Source organism: Delftia sp. WSY_7, from assembly GCF_043104845.1.
GTDB classification, from domain to species: domain Bacteria; phylum Pseudomonadota; class Gammaproteobacteria; order Burkholderiales; family Burkholderiaceae_C; genus Comamonas; species Comamonas tsuruhatensis.
Map to the genome: position 1 here is coordinate 280,118 of NZ_JBICLB010000034.1, position 18,874 is coordinate 298,991.

The 18,874-nt window shown below is 68.8% G+C and carries 15 protein-coding genes and 1 pseudogene; 4 read left to right on the forward strand and 12 right to left on the reverse strand.

Annotation, left to right across the window (positions count from 1 at the left end; translation table 11 throughout):
• Window positions 1–72 precede the first annotated feature (72 nt).
• Window positions 73–1,023, forward strand: coding sequence for a LysR family transcriptional regulator (locus ACF8ME_RS16090; protein ID WP_016449120.1), 951 nt, complete (start codon window positions 73–75; stop codon window positions 1,021–1,023).
• A 10-nt stretch (window positions 1,024–1,033) separates the two neighbouring features.
• Here ACF8ME_RS16090 and ACF8ME_RS16095 read toward each other — a convergent pair whose 3' ends face one another.
• The 4 genes from ACF8ME_RS16095 to iolC are packed head-to-tail and all read right to left on the reverse strand — an operon-like array spanning window position 1,034 to window position 5,899.
• A complete protein-coding gene (locus tag ACF8ME_RS16095; RefSeq protein WP_016452035.1) occupies window positions 1,034–2,014 on the reverse strand; it encodes a tripartite tricarboxylate transporter substrate binding protein in 981 nt (326 codons plus the stop codon).
• Window positions 2,015–2,060: 46 nt separating this feature from the next.
• On the reverse strand, window positions 2,061–3,080 hold the full coding sequence (locus ACF8ME_RS16100) for a tripartite tricarboxylate transporter substrate binding protein (RefSeq protein WP_267178266.1): 1,020 nt from the start codon (window positions 3,078–3,080) through the stop codon (window positions 2,061–2,063).
• 45 nt (window positions 3,081–3,125) lie between these two features.
• Complete coding sequence (gene iolB, locus ACF8ME_RS16105; protein WP_016452033.1) at window positions 3,126–3,929, reverse strand: 5-deoxy-glucuronate isomerase; 804 nt, start codon at window positions 3,927–3,929, stop codon at window positions 3,126–3,128.
• Window positions 3,926–5,899 (reverse strand): 5-dehydro-2-deoxygluconokinase, encoded by a 1,974-nt coding sequence (gene iolC / locus ACF8ME_RS16110; RefSeq protein ID WP_392417360.1) that lies wholly within the window; start codon window positions 5,897–5,899, stop codon window positions 3,926–3,928. Before iolC ends, iolB begins: the two co-directional genes overlap by 4 nt.
• A gap of 104 nt (window positions 5,900–6,003) precedes the next feature.
• Here iolC and ACF8ME_RS16115 point away from each other — a divergent pair, with 104 nt between their 5' ends.
• Window positions 6,004–6,903 carry a MurR/RpiR family transcriptional regulator gene (locus ACF8ME_RS16115; RefSeq protein WP_392417362.1) on the forward strand — a complete coding sequence of 300 codons (900 nt, stop codon included), beginning with the start codon at window positions 6,004–6,006 and terminating at the stop codon, window positions 6,901–6,903.
• Between the two features lie 36 nt (window positions 6,904–6,939).
• On the opposite strand, the gene ACF8ME_RS16120 is transcribed toward ACF8ME_RS16115, so the two are convergent.
• The 6 genes and pseudogenes from ACF8ME_RS16120 to ACF8ME_RS16145 form a co-directional block, all read right to left on the reverse strand.
• Window positions 6,940–7,629 (reverse strand): NYN domain-containing protein, encoded by a 690-nt coding sequence (locus ACF8ME_RS16120; RefSeq protein ID WP_227468504.1) that lies wholly within the window; start codon window positions 7,627–7,629, stop codon window positions 6,940–6,942.
• A gap of 213 nt (window positions 7,630–7,842) precedes the next feature.
• Entirely contained in the window at window positions 7,843–8,841 is a 999-nt protein-coding gene (locus tag ACF8ME_RS16125) for an L-threonylcarbamoyladenylate synthase (RefSeq protein WP_074920838.1), read from the reverse strand.
• Window positions 8,842–8,852: 11 nt separating this feature from the next.
• Window positions 8,853–10,019, reverse strand: a complete 1,167-nt coding sequence (locus ACF8ME_RS16130) for a 5-(carboxyamino)imidazole ribonucleotide synthase (protein ID WP_392417365.1) — start codon at window positions 10,017–10,019, stop codon at window positions 8,853–8,855.
• Window positions 10,016–10,513: a 5-(carboxyamino)imidazole ribonucleotide mutase gene (gene purE, locus ACF8ME_RS16135; RefSeq protein WP_016449129.1), complete on the reverse strand. Its 498-nt coding sequence runs from the start codon at window positions 10,511–10,513 to the stop codon at window positions 10,016–10,018. Before purE ends, ACF8ME_RS16130 begins: the two co-directional genes overlap by 4 nt.
• An 83-nt stretch (window positions 10,514–10,596) precedes the next feature.
• Window positions 10,597–11,985 (reverse strand): hypothetical protein, encoded by a 1,389-nt coding sequence (locus tag ACF8ME_RS16140; RefSeq protein ID WP_392417367.1) that lies wholly within the window; start codon window positions 11,983–11,985, stop codon window positions 10,597–10,599.
• Window positions 11,982–12,902 (reverse strand): annotated as a pseudogene (locus ACF8ME_RS16145) (ABC transporter ATP-binding protein); the annotation flags it as partial. The pseudogene ACF8ME_RS16145 and the gene ACF8ME_RS16140, both read right to left, overlap by 4 nt.
• 334 nt (window positions 12,903–13,236) lie before the next feature.
• On the opposite strand from ACF8ME_RS16145, the gene trxA reads away from it, so the two are divergent.
• On the forward strand, window positions 13,237–14,193 hold the full coding sequence (trxA, locus tag ACF8ME_RS16150) for a thioredoxin (RefSeq protein WP_392417369.1): 957 nt from the start codon (window positions 13,237–13,239) through the stop codon (window positions 14,191–14,193).
• 51 nt (window positions 14,194–14,244) lie between these two features.
• Window positions 14,245–15,168: a LysR substrate-binding domain-containing protein gene (locus ACF8ME_RS16155; RefSeq protein ID WP_392417371.1), complete on the forward strand. Its 924-nt coding sequence runs from the start codon at window positions 14,245–14,247 to the stop codon at window positions 15,166–15,168.
• A 9-nt stretch (window positions 15,169–15,177) separates the two neighbouring features.
• On the opposite strand, the gene ACF8ME_RS16160 is transcribed toward ACF8ME_RS16155, so the two are convergent.
• Together ACF8ME_RS16160 and ACF8ME_RS16165 are read right to left on the reverse strand one after the other, a co-directional pair.
• Window positions 15,178–17,193, reverse strand: coding sequence for a J domain-containing protein (locus ACF8ME_RS16160; RefSeq protein ID WP_392417373.1), 2,016 nt, complete (start codon window positions 17,191–17,193; stop codon window positions 15,178–15,180).
• Window positions 17,136–18,836, reverse strand: coding sequence for a molecular chaperone HscC (locus ACF8ME_RS16165; protein WP_392417374.1), 1,701 nt, complete (start codon window positions 18,834–18,836; stop codon window positions 17,136–17,138). The genes ACF8ME_RS16160 and ACF8ME_RS16165 overlap by 58 nt, the downstream gene beginning before the upstream one ends.
• Window positions 18,837–18,874 lie beyond the last annotated feature (38 nt).

Here is an 18,874-nt window from a genome sequence, read left to right on the forward strand (position 1 = left end):
CTAGAAGTGCGCTTTCTGCCTGCCTAGGCGCTGCGCTTGAATTGATTGTTCGATTTGCTGAACAATCCATGCATGGCAAATGAAAAACCCGATGCCAAGGCCGAGGCCTTGTGGAGCCACCTGCACTGGCTGGTCGTACTGGAGCAGCAGGGCAGCTTCACCTCGGCCGCCGCGCGCCTGGGCGTGAGCAAGGCGGCCATGAGCCAGCGCGTGGCCGAACTGGAGCGTGCAGCCGGCATCGCCCTGGTCACCCGCACCACGCGCAGCGTGCGCCTGACCGAAGCGGGCCAGCGCCTGGTGGACGACACGCGCGGTGCCTTCGAGCACATTGCCCACAGCTTCTCCGGCGTGCGCGACCTGGCTGCCGCACCGCGCGGCCTGCTGCGCGTGACGGCGCCGCTGGCCTTTTCGCGCCAGCAACTCATGCCGCGCCTGCCGGCCTTCCTGCGCGCACATCCGCAGATCCGGCTGGAGCTGGACCTGTCGGACCAGATACGCTCGCTGGCGCTGGAAGGGTTTGATCTGGCCATACGCCACGTCACGGCGCCGCCCGAAACCCATGTGGCCTGGGCGCTGGCGCCCACGCGCTCGCTGCTCGTGGCCAGCGCGGACTACCTGGCCGCGCACGGCACCCCGTCCACGCCGCAGGACCTGGCCGCGCACCACTGCCTGCACTATCCGCGCACCCAGGGTGCCCCGGCCTGGAGCTTCGTTCCCCGCGACGCCGGCGTGGACGGCGTGCGCGTCGTCGTTCCCGTGACCGGCGGCTTTGCCGCCAACAACAGCGAAATCCTGCGCGACGCGGCACTGGCCGGCCTGGGCATCGCCCTGGTTCCGGACTTCAGCGCGCAATCGGGCCTGGCCTCCGGCCACCTGAGCGAAGTCCTGCCCGGCTGGCGGCCCGTCGACGCCTTCGGCGAACAGCTGTTCGCCATCCGCCCCTACGCCAGCCACGTCCCGCGCGCGGTGGCGGTGTTCGTGGACTTTCTGCGGGAGTCGTTTGCGGCGGGGTTCATCCGCTGAGGGCGAGCCCTCAGGCCTTGATCCCCAGCTTGTCCACCAATTGCTTGAACACCGCGTTGTCGCGGTCGATCACGGCCTTGAATTCGGGCTGGTCCAGGTAGCCCTCGCCCATGTTCTGCTTGGCCATGGTTTCGCGCAGGACGGGGTCCTTGAGGGTCAGGGCCATGGCCTTGCGCAGGGTCTGGACCACGGCGTCGGGCGTATTGCGGGGCACGGCCAGGCCGCGCCAGCCGCCGATGAGCAGGTCGATGCCGCGCTCCTTGAGCGTGGGCACGGCTTCCCAGCCGGCCTGTATGCGCTGCTCGGCCATGATGGCCAGCGGGCGGATCTTGCCGGCCGCCACATAGGTGGCCACCTCCACGGGCGTGACGGCCACGGCCTCGATGTGGCCGCCCAGCAGGTCGAGCACGGCGGGGTTGGCGCCGCGGTAGGGCGCGTGGTTGAACTTCACGCCCGCCTTGTCCTGCAGCGCGGCGGCGGCCAGGTGGCCCAGCGAGCCCGGGCCGGCATTGCCGATGCGCACCGCTGCCTCGTCCTTGCGCGCGGCGGCGATCAGTTCTTCGATGCTGCGATAGGGCGAGTCGGCACGCACGGCGATGGTGGCGGGGTCGGCGTTCAGGCGGGCCACGGGCAGCAGGGCGTCGGAGCTGATCTTGGTCAGCCCCATGTGCGGGATCATGGTCAACTCGACGGTGATGATGCCGATCTTGTAGCCGTCCGGCCGGGCATTGGCCAGCTCGGTCCAGCCCACGGCGCCGCTGGCGCCTGCGCGGTTGAGCACGATCAGGTCCTGCGGCAGGTGCTTGCGCGCCACCTCGGCCAGCGCGCGTGCCAGCACGTCGGTGCCGCCGCCTGCAGCGAAGGGCACGATGAGTTCGATGGGGCGCTGGGGCCAGGCGCCGGCAGGCGCTTGTGCCACGGCGGGCAGGACGGGCGCTGCGGCCAGGGCGCCGAGTGAGCGGATGAAATGGCGGCGGGATGCGGTGGTCATGTTGTCTCCGGAATCTGTTCTAAGTGTCTTTTGTCGCTGCTGCGCTTCAATCCATTTTGATCTGGGCCGCCTTGATCACGCCGCTCCACAGCGCCTGTTCCGAGCGCACGAAGCCTGCGAACTGCTGCGGCGTCATCTCCATGGGCTGTATGCCGATCTCTTCGAGCTTGGCACGCGTCTCGGGGTGGCGCAGGGCGGTGGCCAGGCTCTTGTTCAGGCGCTCGGTGAGCGCAGGGCTCAGGTGGGCGGGGCCGACGAAGCCCTGCCAGGCATAGGCTTCGAAACCGGGCACGCCGGCCTCGGCCATGGTGGGTACGTCGGGCAGGATGGGCAGGCGCTGGGGCGTGGCCACGGCCAGCACGCGCAGCTTGCCCGCGCGGATGGCCGAGATGCTGGGCGGCAGGTCCACGAACATGGACTGGATCTGGCCGGCCATGAGGTCCTGCAGCGCCGGGGCCGAGCCCTTGTAGGCCACGTGCAGGATCTGGGTGCCCGTGCGCTGCTTGAACAGCTCCAGCGCCACGTGCAGCGGCGAGCCCGGCCCCGACGAGGCCGAGGAGATGCCGCCCGGCTCCTTGCGCGCCATGGCCAGGAATTCCTGCACGTTCTTCGCAGGGAAGGACGGATGCACGGCCAGCACCAGCGGCATGCGGCCCAGGCCGCCGATGTAGCTGAAGTCCTTGCCCGCGTCATAGCTCAGGCGCGCATACATGGCGGGGTTGAAGGCCAGCGTGCCCGAGTCGGCCGTGCCCAGCGTGTAGCCATCGGCCGGGGCGCGTGCGATCAGCGTGGCGCCGATGATGCTGGCCGCGCCGGGACGGTTGTCCACCACCACGGGCTGGCCCAGGTCCTTGCCCATCTGCACGGCCAGCTGGCGCGCGATCACGTCGGTGGTGCCGCCCGGTGCGTAGGGCACCACCCATTTGACGGGCTGGGTGGGCCAGGCTGGCGCACTCTGGGAGGACGGGGCTGGGGCGGATTGCGCCTGGGCGGTGCCCATGCCCAGCGTCAGCAGGGCGCAGGAAAGCCAGGCCTTGCGGTGCAGGGCCATTGGGTTGAACAGCATTTTTTTGTCTCCGGTGGTTTTTATGGGTGTCTGTTGCGCCGTGCGTCAGCGCGGCCGCAGCATCCATTCATGCGCGGGGTCGTTGCGAAAGGCCCAGCGCCGCTCGGGCCCGGCCATGGTGTTGAGGTAGTAGAGGTCGTAGCCGTGCGGGGCCACACAGGGGTGGTAGCCGCGCGGCACCATCACGGTGTCGCGATGCTCCACGGCCATGGCTTCGTCGATGCTGCGGTCATCGGTGTAGACGCGCTGGAAGGCAAAGCCCTGGCTGGGGTTTAGCAGATGGAAGTAGGTTTCCTCCAGCACGGTCTCGGCGTCCGGCGCGGCGGGGTCGGCGCTGTCGTGCTTGTGCGGCGGATAGCTGGACGAGTTGCCTGCGGGCGTGATGACCTCGACCACCAGCAGGGACTCGGCCGCCTCGGTCTCGGGCAGGATGTCGCAGACATGGCGCGTGTTGCTGCCCTGGCCGCGCACGCTGCGGCGCATGCTTTCGGGGGCGATCACGCGCGTGGCGTGGCGGCCCGTGGCGGGTGCGGCGCTCAAGGCAACGTCGGCCGGGCTGCGCGCCGTGATGCGCAGGCTTTGGCCGGGCGGCACGTAGACGGCCGTGGGCGCACTCTCCTCGAACACGCTGGCGCGGCTGCCCAGGGCGCTGAACGCCTGGCTGCCGACCTGCACGTCCACCTGGCCGGTGAGCACGGTGATGCAGTATTCGAGCGGGCCGGTGGACAGCGCCTCCACCTCGCCCGCCTGCAGCCTCAGGGCCTTGAAGTGGATGTGCTTCCAGCCCGCGCTGGCGGGCGTGATGTCGGTGACGATGCGGCCGGGCGCGGCCTTGACGAGCAGGCTCATGCCGCAGCTCCTTCGGTGATGTCCTGGCGCGCGTCCACGCGGCTGGCATCCCAGCCCGCGATCAGCGCACGGAAGTTGGCGGCGACGGCATCGCGCAGGCCGGCATCGTCCAGCTCGTTGCGCAGCCACTGCAGCGCGGGTCCGGCCCAGACGCTGCGGCCGATCATGAAACCCTTGACCACGGGTGCCCGCGCCTGGGCAAAGCCCTGCACCAGTTGCTCCACGGGCTGGGACAGGCCCAGGATCACGGCGCCCCGGCACCAGGGGTCGCGTTCGTTCACCAGGGCGTCCAGCGCCTCCCAGTTTTCGCGCGCCATGGTGCCGACCTTCCACCATTCGGGCCTGAGGCCCAGGTCGTAGAAGTGGCGTATGGCACGCAGCACGGCCTCGCCCCGGTCGTCGGGCGCCAGCGTGTCCTTTGGCGGGATCACTTCCAGCAGCAGCTCATGGCCGCTGGCGCGCGTGGCGGTCCAGACCTGCTGCAGCCAGGCATCCTGCTCGGCGCGCAGTGCGGGCGTGTCGTCGGGGTGGTAGAAGACCAGGCATTTGACGGTATGGCTTTGCGGCCAGTGCAGCAGCTCGGAAGCCAGCGAGTCCGTGCCGTCGAAGCGCAGCGGGCGCGAGCCCGGCCGCTCGATGGGCCGGCCTATCCACCAGCCGCGTCCCGTGGCGTCGTGCAGCGCGGCCTCGCCCAGGTCGTGCCGGCCGTCGATCAGCACGCCCATGCGGCCCGCATTGCCCGGGTCGCGCTCGACCTGGGCGACCACCTCGTTGATCAGCCGCTTGAGCGGGCGCAGCCGCGCGGGCGCTGCGCCGGCCTCGCGCGCCAGATCGTCGAACTGGCTGCGGTGGTCATAGGCCAGCACGCACAGCGCGGGCCACTGCGGCCGCGCGCGGCTGACGCGGTGCAGGTGGGACAGCTCGGGGTCCTGGTCGGGACGCGGATGGCGGTGGCCCGAGAACCAGTGCGCCAGCTCGGCCTGCGTGGGCATGGCCGGCGCGCAGCCATGGCGCGAGACCACGATGGCGCCGCAGGCGTTGGCAATCGCCGCAGATGCCTCCAGGCTCTTGCCGCGCAGCAGCCCCGACAGAAGGCCGGAGGCAAAGGCATCGCCCGCGCCCAGCACATTGAGCACTTCCACGCGTTCGCCCGGCACCGTGGGCGCCTGGTCGATGGCATCGGGCACCGCGCCTTCGATCAGCGAGCAGCCCAGCGGCCCGCGCTTGACCACGAAGACGGCGCGGCTGCATTCGCGCACGCGGCGCAGGCTGGCGATCAGGTCACCCTCCACGCCGCCGGCGATCAGCCATTCCTCTTCGGTGCCGATGATGAGTTCGAACGGGCCCAGCTCGGCCTGCAGCCTGCGGCTGACCTCGGCGCTGGCGACATAGCGTGTCTCGCCGTCGCCCCGTCCGGTCAGGCCCCACAGCACGGGCCGGTAGTCGATGTCCAGCACGCGCACCAGTCCGTGGCGGCCTGCGATCTCCAGCGCCCTGCGGCTGGCGGCCAGCACGCCGGGCGCGCTCAGGTGGGTGCCCGTGATGGCCAGGCAGCGGCAGCGGGCCAGGAATTCCTCGCTGATGGCTGCGGCGTCCAGCGCCATGTCGGCGCAGTCCTCGCGGGCGAACAGCAGGGGGAAGGTCTCCTGGTCCTTGATGCCCAGCAGCACCATGCCGGTCAGGCGCCGGGCATCGACCTGCACCTGGCTGGTGTCGCAGCCCTCGCGCTGCAGCGTCTCGACCAGGAAGCGGCCGTTGTGCTCATTGCCCACGCGCGAAATCATGGCCGAGCGCAGCCCCAGGCGCGCCGTGCCGAAGGCCATGTTGCCGGAGGAGCCGCCCAGGTACTTGGCAAAGCTGCCGGCCTCCTCCAGGCTGCAGCCGATCTGCTGCGCGTACAGGTCCACGGCCAGACGGCCCAGGCAGGCCACGTCCAGCGGACGGTCGGAGGGAAAGTTCAGCATGCTCATGGTCATAGGCCCGTGCGTTGCGAGGGGCCCGGGGCGTGCGGGCCTCCCCATAATCGTTGCGTTCGTGCGATCATAGATCGAAATAGAAAATATTTTCCACAAATATGAAAAATAGAAAAACACCAGCCGATGCGGGCGCCACTGCGGCCTGCGGCCCCTACGCCGACCGCGCTGCCTTCCTGGACGTGCTGCGCCAGGGCTTCGAGGCGCTGAGCCGCCAGCTCAAGGCCATAGGCCGGCATGTGGAGATGCAGGGCGACCGCCTGGCCTTCGACGGCATCCAGGCCACGGCCGAACAGTGCGGTGTGCAGCCTTCTGCCGTGGTGCGCTTTGCCAAGCATTTCGGGTTCTCGGGGTACTCGGAACTGCAGGCGCTGTTCCGCGCCGATGCGGCGCGCCAGCTCTCGGCCCAGCATGACTACCAGGACCGCATCCGGGGCCTGATCGCCTCGGGCAACGAACCGCGCAGCGGCGCGCGTCTGGCGCACGAGGTCATCGAAGGTAGCATCGAAAGCCTGCAGGCCCTGCAGCGCGGCCTGCCGCCCGAGCAGTTCGAGGCGGCGGTGGACCTCATGCTGGGTGCCCCCTCGCTGTGGCTGGCCGCCTCGCGCCGGGCCTTCCCCGTGGGCGCCTACCTGGCCTATGCGCTGCAGCACACCGAAAAGCCCGTGCACTGGCTGCATGGCCTGGGCGCCATGCAAAAGGGCGAGCTGCGCGCGCTGGCGCCCGGCGACGTGATGCTGGCCGTCTCCTTCGAGCCCTATGCGCCCGAAACGCTGGAGGTGGTGGACGCGGCCCTGGCACGCGGCGCGCGCCTGCTGGCGCTGACCGACAGCCAGCTCAGCCCCCTGGCATCCCGCGCCACCGTCACCCTGCTGGCCCAGGACGCAGCCACCTTCGGCTTTCGCTCCCTGACCAGCACGCTGACCCTGGCGCAGTCGCTGTTCCTGGCGCTGGCCTACCGGATGGAGCTGGCGTACGAGCCTTCGGGGAAGAGGTCCTAGGCGGCAGCGTTCCGCCCAGGGCCGCTTTGTGGGGGTTCACCAATGCGCAGGCTTGCCGGCTGGTTTTTTCCGCGTCTGCACGTTCAGCGGCAACTGCGATTGCGCCAGCTCGTCGTCCCTGATGTGATGGCGAACCCAGTGCGCCAACGCCGTCAAGCGCTTGTTGGGCACTTTGCCGTCTGCTGCGGTCCTGTCGCGCAATGGCATGACCAGCCCCAGCCTGGCGGCGGGCACGTCCTCGCGCAGCATGCGCAGTGCGGGTTCCACGTCACTGTCGTTGGAGCAGATCACCAACTGGTCGCATTCGCCACGTACTGCATCACGGTAGGCGTGCAGCGCAAGGTTCACGTCGGTCTGCTTTTCTTCGATCATCCAGACGCGCGACACGTTGTTCTTGCTCGGGTTGGCGCCCGCTTGGTAGCTCGGCAGGGATGTGGGTTCGAAGACGTGGAAGCCGTTGACGATCTGGATCAGGCCAGGGTCTCGTGCCCGCAGGGCGCGAAGGTACTGGGTCTGTGCCTGGACCGATGCCTCGCCATGCCGGGCGTACGAGGCTTTGACGGGGGCCGTGAAGTACTTGATGGCGACAACCTCTGCGCCAGGGTCTTGCGGCAGCAGGATGCGATCACGAAACAGCGCAGCAATGTCCAGCCACTTGTACGGCGTGCCCTTGAGCCGCGAGTAGTAGAGGTTGTAGCCGTCGATGTAGATGGTTGTTCTGGTCAATGTCCAAGCCACCAATGAAAAGACCACCTTGCGGTGGCCTTTTCGCCCTAAGCCTGAGCCAACTGAATGACACCGCGAAGGGATTGTGTAGCGCGATTCTAGCAACTCCTGCCATTCAAAGGCCTGGAACTGCGCCTGTTCCTGCGCCGCACGCCGTTGGACAGGCGCGCGGGTTGAGCCCCATGCGGCACTGCAGTCCCGGGGGGACCTCTTCTACCCCGCAGCCGCCGCGCGCAGCAGCCGGTCGCGCACGCCTTCCCAGTCCGGCGTGTCGGGCGGGGTCTCGATCCAGATCAGCTGGGCGCCGATCTCGTCGAAGTCGCGCAGGGCGCCGAACAGCTCGCGTGCGGTGGCGGCGGCGTCGGCGGGCATGGCGCGCAGCGTGACGGCGCGCGAGGCGGTGCGCAGCGGTGCGCGGTGGTAGACGGCCAGGTTCCTGGCGTCGGCGCCCAGCACGTCCAGCCCGGCCTGCAGCTGCCTTGCATCCATGAGCCGGACCTTGGCGTTGGGCGCGTAGTGGGCCAGCAGCGTGCCGGAGGCGCGTGGCGTGTTCTCCAGCAGCTCGTCCTTGGACAGGGGACGCTGGCCGCAGGCGCGCTCGATGTCGTCGCGCGTGATGGCGCCGGGGCGCAGCAGCACGGGCACGCCGCGCGTGCAGTCCACGATGGTCGATTCAATCCCCACTTCGCAGGCGCCGCCGTCCAGCACCAGCAGCGCGTCACCAAACTCGTCGGCCACATGGGCCGCCGTGGTGGGGCTGACGCGGCCGAACTTGTTGGCGCTGGGCGCCGACACGCCCCAGACGGGCGGCTGCAACTGCTGGCAGGCGGCCAGCACGGCATGGGCGACGGGGTGGGAGGGGCAGCGCAGGCCCACGCTGTCCTGGCCGCCGGTCGAGGCCCGGGCGGCCTGGGGCAGGCGCGGCAGGATGAGGGTCAGCGGGCCGGGCCAGAAGGCGTCGATCAGCTGCTGCGCGAACAGCGGCACTTCACGTGCGTAGCGCGTGATGGCGCCGCTGTCGGCCACATGCACGATGAGCGGATGGTTGGGCGGCCGGCCCTTGGCGGTGAAGATCTGCGCGACGGCCGCGTCGTTGTCGGCATCGGCCGCGAGGCCGTAGACGGTTTCCGTGGGCAGGCCCAGCAGTTCGCCGCGCTGCAGCGCCTGTGCGGCGGCCTGGACAGAGGCCGCCAGCGTTCCATCAAGAATCATCGCGCGGGCCTTCAGAACGGCTCTATACCCAGGATGGCAGCGGCCTGCAGGGCGGTGGAGCGCACGGCCTCGGGCGAGGGGCCGGTGACGTTCAGGTGGCCCATCTTGCGGCCGCGCTTGGCGTCGTGCTTGCCGTACAGGTGCAGGTGGCAGCCGGGCAGGGCCAGGACCTGGTCCCAGGCCGGCGCCTTGGCCTGTTCGCCGTCCTTGAACCACAGGTCTCCCAGCAGGTTCAGCATGATGGACGGGCTGTGCTGGCGCGGCTGCGTCAGCGGCAGGCCGGTCATGCAGCGCACCTGCAGCTCGAACTGCGAGACATCGCAGGCGTTCTGGCTGTAGTGGCCGCTGTTGTGCGGGCGCGGCGCGATCTCGTTGACCACGAGCATGCCGTCCTGCAGCACGAAGAATTCGACGCAGAGCACGCCCACGTAGTCCAGGCCGTCGGCCACGGAACGTGCGGCGGCCAGCGCCTGCTCGACCTGGGCCTGTGGCAGGTTGCCTTCGTAGACCTCGGTGACGGAGAGGATGCCCTCGCGGTGCAGGTTGCGCTGCACGGGCAGGTTGACCATGGAGCCGTCACGGCCGCGCGCCACGATGACCGAGCATTCATGGGCCAGCGGCAGCATTTTTTCCAGCACGCAGGCCACGCGGCCCAGTTGCTCCCAGGCGGTGGCCAGCTCGGCGGCGTTCTTCACGCGCACCTGGCCCTTGCCGTCGTAGCCCATGCGCGCGGTCTTGAGGATGCCGGGCAGCAGGCTGGCGTGCACGGCGGCCAGCTGGGCCGGCGTCTCGATCACCGCGTAGGGCGCGCAGGGCACGCCGCAGCGCACGAAGTGGGCCTTCTCCTGGGCGCGGTCCTGGGCAATGGCCACGGACGAGCCGGCCGGCGAGACCGGCCGCTGGGCGGCCAGCAGGTTCAGCGCCGCGGCGGGCACGTTCTCGAATTCGGTGGTGACGGCGGCCGACAGGCGCGCCAGCTCGGCCAGGCCCTGCGGGTCCTCGTAGGCGGTGCGTATGTGGTGGTGGCTTACCAGGCCCGCGGGGCTGGTCGGGTCGGCGTCGAGCACGGCCGTGAAATAGCCCATGGCCTGGGCCGACTGCACGAACATGCGGCCGAGCTGGCCGCCGCCCAGAACGCCCAGGGTGGCGCCGGGCAGGATCACTTCAGCGGCGCTCATGCGGCCACCGAGGGAAGCGTCATGGCACGCGCGGCGGCGGTCTGCTCGGCGCGGAAGGCTTCGAGCTTCGCCCGCAGGGCCGGGTCCTCATTGGCCAGCAGGGCCACGGCGAACAGGGCCGCATTGGCCGCGCCGGCCGCGCCGATGGCAAAGGTGGCCACGGGCACGCCCTTGGGCATCTGCACGATGGAGTGCAGCGAGTCCACGCCCTGCAGGTGGCGGCTGGCCACCGGCACGCCGAGCACGGGCACCACGGTCTTGGCGGCGATCATGCCGGGCAGGTGGGCGGCGCCGCCGGCGCCCGCGATGATGGCCTTCAGGCCCCGGCCTGCGGCGGCCTCGGCATAGGCGAACATGTCGTCGGGCATGCGGTGGGCCGAGACGACCTGGGCTTCATGGGCGATGCCAAATTGCTGAAGAATGGCAACTGCGTGCTGCATGGTCTCCCAGTCGCTGCTGGAGCCCATGACCACACCGATCTGGATGGAGTTCATGTCGTGAGGGCGCCTGCGGCCCGGCCTAGTGGAACCCGCGATTTTACTTTTTTAGTCCGGATCGGCCCGCATCCCCCTGCAAATCACCGCACAGCCGTGTGCTGCTCGCGCGCAAAACCCAGCACACGCTGGCGAAACACATGGGCCAGCCAGGCCAGGGCCACCGCCACCTGCGCGGCCAGCGACAGCCACATGCCGCTGGTGACGGGCTTGGTCAGGCCGGCTGCCAGCGGCTGGGCCAGCATGGCGGCATCGGCCCCGGCCAGGCCAAAGGCCAGCAGCGGCAGCACGATGTTGACCAGCAGCCAGGTGACGGCGAACGCGGCCAGCGGCGACTTGATGCGCCCGGCCAGCAGGGAAAAGCCCGTGGCCAGCGCGGCATCACGCAGCAACTGCGCCGTTGCCAGTGCCGCCAACTGGGCTGTGCCGGGCAGGATGGGCTGGCCGCCTGCGGGCCACAGCAGCCACAGCGCACAGGCCAGCACGGCCAGCAGCCAGCTCACAGGCCACAGCGGCAGGGCCTCGAGCGCGCCACGCCAGCGCCCCTGCAACACGCACCACTGCACCTGTCGCCAGCTGCGCAGGCCCTCGTCCATGCCGTGCAGGCAGACATAGGCCGTGCCCGCCAGCGCCAGCCCGGTGGTCCAAGCGAAGAAAGAGGCCGGGCCGGGGCCCTGCAACTGCATTGCATCGAGGTGCATGCCGCCAAAGGCCAGGCCCGCCACGCACAGGCCCAGCGGCCAGGCCCAGGGCAGGGTGCGCACATCCAGCCGCGTGCACAGCAGCCGCCACAGGGCCAGCAGGCCCAGCCCCAGCGCGATGGCGCCGAACAGGTAGATGGCGCCGCGCCCGTGCAGCGGTAAGGACCACCACAGCACAGGGCGGCCTTCCTCGCGGCCCAGCTGCTCGGTCAACCGGCCCAGGATGGGGCCGGGCAGCACCATCACGAACAGCAGCGGCACCAGCACGAAGCGGATGCGGCGCGCGGGTTGCTCCTTCGGCCCCCAGCCCATGAGCACGGAGTGCATGCTCCAGGCCTGCAGGGCCAGGCCCCACAGCGCGGCCTGCAGCACGGCGTGCACGCCCCAGGCCAGCCCGCCCGGCTGGCCTGCCGAGGTGGCCAGCACGGCCAGCGCGCACCACAGCATGTACAGCCAGGCCGGCAGCGGGGCGCCCAGCAGCTTGCCCCAGGCCATCTGCCAGGGCGTCAGGGCCGACAGGCGCTGCCAGTCCCAGGTGTGCTGGCGCGCTTCCTCGTTGAGGCCGCGTCCGGCCAGCACGCTGCCCAGGCCGGCCGCGGCGATCCACATGCCGACCAGGGCGGCGATCAGCAGCGTGTGCAGGCGGCGGTCGGGCTGGACCAGGGCCATTGGCGTGGCCAGCAGCAAGGCGGTGAGCAGCAGGCTCCAGCCCAGCTGGGACGGCCGCCAGTTGAGCCAGAGCTGGCGCTGGAATTCGGGGTTGTGCGTCATGGCTGCTCCGCAGGCGTGGGGGGTGCTGCGTTCTGCAGGCCGCGCGCATAGCGGTCCTGCAGGCGCTCGCGCACCGGGGCCAGGCTGGCCACGGGCAGGCCGGTACCGACCAGGCGGGCCAGCAGATCGGCGCGCTCGCGCGGCAGGGTGGGCAGCCACAGCTGCAGGTGCACCAGGCCCTGGTCATCGGGCGGCGGCACAGGGGTGTCGGGAAGGACCAGATGCAGCCGCCGTGCCAGCGACCCGGCCGAGGCACCCGGGGGCGGCGCCAGCTCCAGCGCGTACAGTGCCAGCGGGGCATCGTCGCCGGCGGCAGGTGCCTTGATGCCGCCGTGCAGGGCCTCGTGGCTTTCCACGCGGCCGCCGCGCAGGCTCAGGATGTGGGTGCAGTACTCGTCCAGTTCGCTGAGGATGTGGCTGGAGACGATCAGGGTCATGCCCTGGGCCTGCAGCGCACGCATCAGCCGGGACAGGCTGGCGCGTGCCTCGGGGTCCAGGCCGCTGGCCGGCTCGTCCAGCAGCAGCACGCGCGGCTGGTGGACGATGGCCTGGCCGATGGCCACGCGCTGGCGCTGGCCGCGAGACAGCTCGGTGGGAAGGCGCTCCAGCAGGTCGGCCAGGCCCAGCTGCCCGGCCACGTGCGCCACGCGCTGCGGCGCCTCGGACGTGGGCACGCCCATGGACAGGGCTGCGTACTGCAGGCAGCGCCGCACGCTCAGGCGGTCATAGAGGCCGAAGAAATCCGACAGATAGCCCAGGTGCCGGTGCACTTCGCGGGGCTGCTCCTGCACGGCAATGCCATGCACCTCGACCTGGCCCGACAGCGGCTGGTCCAGCCCGGCGATGCAGCGCATCAGCGTGGATTTTCCGGCGCCGTTGGGCCCCACCAGGGCCGTGACGGTGCCTGCGGCGATATGGACGCTGACGCCGTCCAGCGCGCGGTGGCCCGGGTACTCGAACACCAGCTGCGAAACCTTGATCAAGGCGAGCCCTCCCTCATTGTGTTGATGGCAGGCCGCAATGGCGGCTCAGCGCGCCAATATAGCCCAGCGCTGCCGCGCCTCGTCCCCGGCCGGGCGGCTTGAAATGCACGCAGCCGGCTCCCAGCTGGGGTGGTTGCCGTCCATGGCGCCCACGCCATGGAATTGCTGGAGAATCACACGGTCCGCATCGGAGGCATCCGGCCGCCGAACTCCGAACCGCCACAGTTCGCGCGCCCTGGCCGCGCGCCTTGCCACAGGGTCTGATCACATGATTGATGTCACCATTGAGAATTTCGAAGCCGAAGTCGTCGCCGCCTCCATGCAGGTGCCGGTGCTCGTCGACTTCTGGGCGCCCTGGTGCGGCCCGTGCAAGACGCTGGGCCCCATCCTGGAAAAGCTGGAAGTGGCCTACGAAGGCCGCTTCAAGCTGGTCAAGATCGATTCCGACCAGGAGCAGCAGCTGGCCGGCATGTTCGGCATCCGCTCCATCCCGACCTGCATCCTGATGATGGGCGGCCGGCCCGTGGACGGCTTCATGGGCGCCCAGCCCGAAGGCAAGCTGCGCGAGTTCCTGGACAAGCACCTGCCCTCCGAAGGCGAGCTGGTGGCCGAGGCCGAAGCCGACGAGGCCCACCAGCTGCTGGAAGCCGGCGACACGCAGGCCGCCCTGCAAAAGCTGGCCGACGCCCTGGCCGCCGACCCGGCCAACGACGATGCGCGCTTCGACTACGTGCGCCTGCTGATCGCCACGGGCGGCTACGAAGAGGCCGGCGCCCTGCTGACCGAGCCGCTCAAGCGCATTCCCCAGCCCACGCGCTTCGAGGCGCTCAACCAATGGCTGCAGTGCATGCTCTTCGTGCACAACGACGATCGCGGCAACTGGGAGTTTGCCCAGTTCGATGCCGTCATCGCACAGAACAAGCGCGACTTCGACACCCGCTTCGGCAAGGCCCAGGCCCTGGCCGCCGAAGGCCAGTGGGCAGCCAGCATGGACGAGCTGCTGGAAATCATCATGCGCGACAAGGAATGGAACGGCCAGGCCGCGCGCAAGCTCTATGTGGGCATCCTGGAGCTGCTCACACCCCCGAAGCCCAAGAAGCAGGACGCCATCCCCGGCAAGAGCAGCGGCGGCATCGAGTTGCTGGGCAAGGGCGCGGCCGAGCAGGACGAGGCCACGCAGCTGGTCAACGGCTACCGCCGCAAGCTCAGCATGGCGCTGAACTGAGTCCGGCCGCGCGCCGGTGAAGAGACGGGAGCCTTGCGGCTCCCTTTTTTCATGGCGAGGGCTCAGGGTGCAACCGGCTCCTCGGCCGCAGGGCGCCACTTGAACTTCACGCGTGCGGCCGACGAACTGGGGCTGACCCCGGCGGCGGTCAGCCACCAGATCAAGGAGATGGAGGAACAGCTGGGCCTCGTCCTCTTCACGCGCAACAGCCGCAGCATGCAGCTCACGCCCGCAGGCAGCGTGCTGCTGGAGGCCACGGCCGAGGCGCTGGGCCTGCTGCGGCGCGCCACCGGCCGGGCGCGCCAGCTGGCCCGGGGCGAGACGCGGCTGCGCCTGTCGCTGGGCGCGCGCTTTGCCACGCAGTGGCTGCTGCCCCGGCTGCCGCGCTTTCGCGCCGCGCATCCGCAGATCGAACTGAGCTTCGACATCAGCGACGAGGTGCGCGACTTCGACGCCGATGACATCGACGCCGCCATCCGCTTCGGCACCGGCCGTGATCCGCACACCCTGGCGGTGCGCCTGTTCGACGCCAGGGTCATCCCCGTCTGCAGCCCGGCCCTGCTGCAGTCCGGCCCGCCGCTGGCCAGCCCCGCCGACCTGCTGGGCCACACGCTGTGCCACGTGGACTGCATGGTGGACGGCCAGGTCTGGCCGAACTGGCCGATGTGGATGGCAGCGGCCGGCGTGGAGGGCCTGGACGCAGGCCGCTGCATCGCATTCACCGACTCCAGCCATGTCGTGCAGGCCGTGCTGGACGGCGGCGCCGTGGGCCTGGTCGAGCAGGACCTGGTGGCCGAAGACCTGGCCCGCGGCCGCCTGGTGCGCCTGTTCGACATCGCCGTGGGCCTGGGCCCGGCCTATGCCTACCACCTGCTCTACCCCCGGCGCAGCCAGGGCCAGCCGGCCATCGAGGCCCTGCGTGCGTGGGTGCTGCAGGAGGCCGGGCTGGCAGGAGACGGGCTGCTGCCCGCCTGAGCCTGCGATTCAGGTGTTCGCAGGCTTGATCCTCTGGAACTGGAACCAGCCCTGGTTGAGAAACACGGGCAGCAGCGGCACCAGATAAAAGACGATGGCGTCCAGGAAAGGTGACCCCGCGGCCTCCTTGTGCGGCGCACCGCCAAGGAGTGCGTGGATCGCAGCGGGATCGCGCCAGTACATCCCGGCCCAGATCAGCCACAGGCCCAGCATCGCCAAGCCGAGCCAGCCGCGCCAAGCGGACTTCGGCTGGTCGGGTATCAGGGCGGTCGCTGCGTTGTCGAAGCAGAGACTGCTGAACAGGGATACAGCGGCCATGGCACAGGCCGTCAGAGGGATCTGCCACGCACGATATTCGGGGACGATGGCCACCATCGACATGCAAAGTACAGCAGCCAAGAAATGGGGGGATTGTTCCGAGCCCAGCACCATCAGCCGGTAGGGCAGTGCGATTGTGCGGCGCAGCAATGCCAGCGAGAGTACGAGTATTTCCTGCAGGCTCGAACTGCGCCGCTGCTGCTTGCGCAGAACGACCGACTGCCTGAATCCATGCCATGCCTGCTCCATGCGGTCACCGTGCAGCGTGTACGCGATGGCACAGACCAGAAACCAGGTTGCGCCGACCAGGGCTCCGGTCCAGGGCATGCCCTTGAACCATGGCAGGGCCTGCACGGCCAGGGCGCACCACAGCAGCAGAGGCGGCAAGGCCTTGCCAGCCGGGCTGGCGGGCAGCAGCGCCAGCCAGTAGGCAACCAGCACCAGCATCACGGCCACGAAGAGCAGCGGCGTGCTGTCCACCGAGGTGAAGAGCACGGGCCACATGCGGGCCTCCCATATGCCGAAAATGGCCGTCGCCGTCACCATGAGCGCCACGGCAGTCCAGACCATCGCCAGCATCCTGTTGCGGCTGAGTCGCCCCTTCCACAGTGCCGCGTGCTGGGCGTGCTTGACGTGCAGCACCCCGCGGTAGGCGTAGCCGGCCATCACGAACGTGCCATACCCGATGAGGAGCACCGCCATGAGTCGGACCCACCAGGGCTCATGGGCATATTCGCTCCAGGACATCAGCACGGACGAGAGAAAGACCACCAGGGCAGTCCGGAAGGCGCAGCCCATTTCCATGGCGTGGTCGGCAAGTGAATGCAGCGGCGGCTTCGGGACGCCGAGCGCATAGCGCTGCCCCGGGCTGAGTTCGTTCCATAGGCGGGCAAGCCGGCTGGGGGCGAGCATCGCCAGCAGGTAGATGCGCCACTTTGCAAGCTGCTGCACCAGTTGCCCGAACAGCGCGATTTGGCCGTAGTACTGCCTGAAGGCAGGATCGGGGTAGAAACGGGATTCCAGTTGGTCCAGTTGCTCCCGCAAGGCGGTGGCGCGGGCATGCCCCATCCATTGCCAGGCGCGGAAATCCGTCTCCCAGGCGAAATACTCCGACAGGGCGCGCGCAAATGCCGGCGGAAGCTCGGGCACCTCGATCACCAACTGCGCAAACCAGTTGCAGGCGTCAGGACGCTGTGACAGGGGCAGCTTGTCCAGCTCCCGCCGCAGATTGGGCCAGCCGTTCAGCAGTGCATCAGGCCCTGCCTGTTTGAGGTAGTTGAGCGTTTCGTGCGCCAGATCCCTGGGCGGGATGAAGGCGGCTTCCTGTGCCTGGGGTTCTGCTGCGTCCGTGTTGCCGGGCAGAGGTTGAGTCCCGGGGCCCGGGACCGGCTCCGACAGCGGTGCAGGCTCTTGTTCCTGCTGCGCAGACCTGGCACTGGATACCTGCTCAACTGCAGCCATGCTCGGCATCTGCGTATCGCCCGTGGCCGGTCGCCTGGCGTGCTGCAGGGCCAGGTCATAGGCCTCGCGCAGTGATTGATAGGCGGCCGCATCGTCATCGGGCCGCGTGTGCTTGAGCCTGGATGCGTAGGCCTTCTTGATGGCCGGCAGGTCGGTCGTGGCTTCAATGCCCAGTACTTGCCAGAAGCTCATAGCACGAAGCCCTTGTCGATGCTGTCCAGGTACTTCCTGAACTCGCCGCGCCACTGGCGGATCTGCTGCTCGTCCTGGCTGTCGAGAATGGCTTCGAAACGCGCCAGCGCGTGACCTATGTCCTGTCGCGCAGGGCCCAGCCTGTCTTCGTACAGCCGCTTGGCCCGGGCGACCAGATAAGCGTTTTCCTGTTTGTCGCGCGGATGGATCTTGAGTGCGCGCAGCTTGAGCAGGGCCTCCTGGATCTGCTCGTCGCTCAGGACATGATCGCTGCGCTTGATCAGCGTGCTGGTGGTCTGGCCGGTTGCCGGAATATGCCCTTCCACTTCGAGCAGACCATTGACGTCATAGGTGAAGCGGATATTGATGCTGATCTCGCCGCGTCCCTTCGCCGGTATCTCGACCTCCAGATCGCCGAGTTTCAGGTTCTCTGTGCCAATGGGTGACTCGCCCTGGCGCACGTCGATGACGATGCGCGTCTGTCCATCCTGAACGGTGCTGTAGGTCTGGACACGCGATACCGGCACCGGCGTATTGCGTTCGATGATGGGTGAAAAGCGGTCGCTGTAATGCCGTCCATCGATATTTTCCGAACTCACGACTCCCAGCGAATAGGGCATCACATCGGTCAACACGATTTCGCTGAGTGCGGCATTGCGTGATTTGAGGCCGGCCTGAATGGCTGCGCCGTGTGCAATCGTTTCATCGGGATGGATGGTGCGCAGCGGCAGTCGGCCGAACAGGCGCGTGACCAACTGGCGGACCATGGGCATGCGGCTGGCGCCCCCGACCAGTACCACTTCGTCCAGATTGGCGATGTCCAATTGCGCATCGAGCATGGCGCGTTCCAGCGGCCTGCGCAGTCGCTGCAGCAGGTCTGCGCAGCGGTTTTCATAGTCGGCACGGCTGAGCGTCAATGCATGCGGCGTCTCCTGGTAGGTAAACCGCATTTCAGTCGACTCGCTCTCGCTGAGGTCGCGTTTGGCCTGTTCAGCGGCATGCCAGAGCCCCCCGTCCGAAGACAGGGTCTCCCGCGGAACGCTGCGCAGGGCAGGCGTCTGCTCAATGAACCAATCTACCAATACCTGCGCGAAGTCCTCGCCGCCCAGGCGCGTGTCCCCGGCGCTGGCGCGCACTTCCACCACGCCTTCGAAGTACTCGAGCACGGAAACGTCAAAGGTGCCGCCGCCCAGATCGAACACCAGAAAGGTCGAGTGATCCGGCCTTTCCTGCAGGCCATAGGCGAGGCCGGCTGCCGTGGGCTCGTTGAGCAGCCGTTCCACCTTGATACCTGCCAATTGGCCAGCCGCCTGCGTGGCTTTGCGCTGCACATCGTTGAAATAGGCCGGCACGGTAATGACTGCCTCGGTCACGGGTTCGCCCAGATAGGCTTGCGCATCCGCCACCAGTGCGCCAATGACCAGCGCGCTCAACTCCTCGGCGCGCAGACGCTTGGGCCCCAGCACAACCGTGTGGTCCGTGCCCATCCAGCGTTTGAACGCCATGGCCGATTGTTGGGGATGCGTGGTAACACGTTCCCGGGCCGCCAGGCCCACCAGAATGGCACCATCGTCCGAAATGCTGATGGCCGACGGAGTCAGGAAATGGCCCAGCGAATTGGGTATGAGTTCGGTCTTGCCATCGCGATAAACGCTGATCAGGCTATTGGTGGTGCCCAGATCGATTCCAACTAGCATTGCACTCCCTCTCAATGATGTGGGGAGGCATTTTGTCC

Bases quoted from the DNA above. Each gene is read 5' to 3' on its own strand.
- ACF8ME_RS16090 (WP_016449120.1), top strand. From the start codon at position 73: ATGGCAAATGAAAAACCCGATGCCAAGGCCGAGGCCTTGTGGAGCCAC.
- ACF8ME_RS16130 (WP_392417365.1), bottom strand. From the start codon at position 10,019: ATGAGCGCCGCTGAAGTGATCCTGCCCGGCGCCACCCTGGGCGTTCTG.
- ACF8ME_RS16115 (WP_392417362.1), top strand. From the start codon at position 6,004: ATGAAAAATAGAAAAACACCAGCCGATGCGGGCGCCACTGCGGCCTGC.
- ACF8ME_RS16100 (WP_267178266.1), bottom strand. From the start codon at position 3,080: ATGCTGTTCAACCCAATGGCCCTGCACCGCAAGGCCTGGCTTTCCTGC.
- ACF8ME_RS16155 (WP_392417371.1), top strand. From the start codon at position 14,245: ATGGCGAGGGCTCAGGGTGCAACCGGCTCCTCGGCCGCAGGGCGCCAC.
- iolB (WP_016452033.1), bottom strand. From the start codon at position 3,929: ATGAGCCTGCTCGTCAAGGCCGCGCCCGGCCGCATCGTCACCGACATC.
- iolC (WP_392417360.1), bottom strand. From the start codon at position 5,899: ATGAGCATGCTGAACTTTCCCTCCGACCGTCCGCTGGACGTGGCCTGC.
- ACF8ME_RS16125 (WP_074920838.1), bottom strand. From the start codon at position 8,841: ATGATTCTTGATGGAACGCTGGCGGCCTCTGTCCAGGCCGCCGCACAG.
- ACF8ME_RS16095 (WP_016452035.1), bottom strand. From the start codon at position 2,014: ATGACCACCGCATCCCGCCGCCATTTCATCCGCTCACTCGGCGCCCTG.
- purE (WP_016449129.1), bottom strand. From the start codon at position 10,513: ATGAACTCCATCCAGATCGGTGTGGTCATGGGCTCCAGCAGCGACTGG.
- ACF8ME_RS16165 (WP_392417374.1), bottom strand. From the start codon at position 18,836: ATGCTAGTTGGAATCGATCTGGGCACCACCAATAGCCTGATCAGCGTT.
- trxA (WP_392417369.1), top strand. From the start codon at position 13,237: ATGATTGATGTCACCATTGAGAATTTCGAAGCCGAAGTCGTCGCCGCC.
- ACF8ME_RS16140 (WP_392417367.1), bottom strand. From the start codon at position 11,985: ATGACGCACAACCCCGAATTCCAGCGCCAGCTCTGGCTCAACTGGCGG.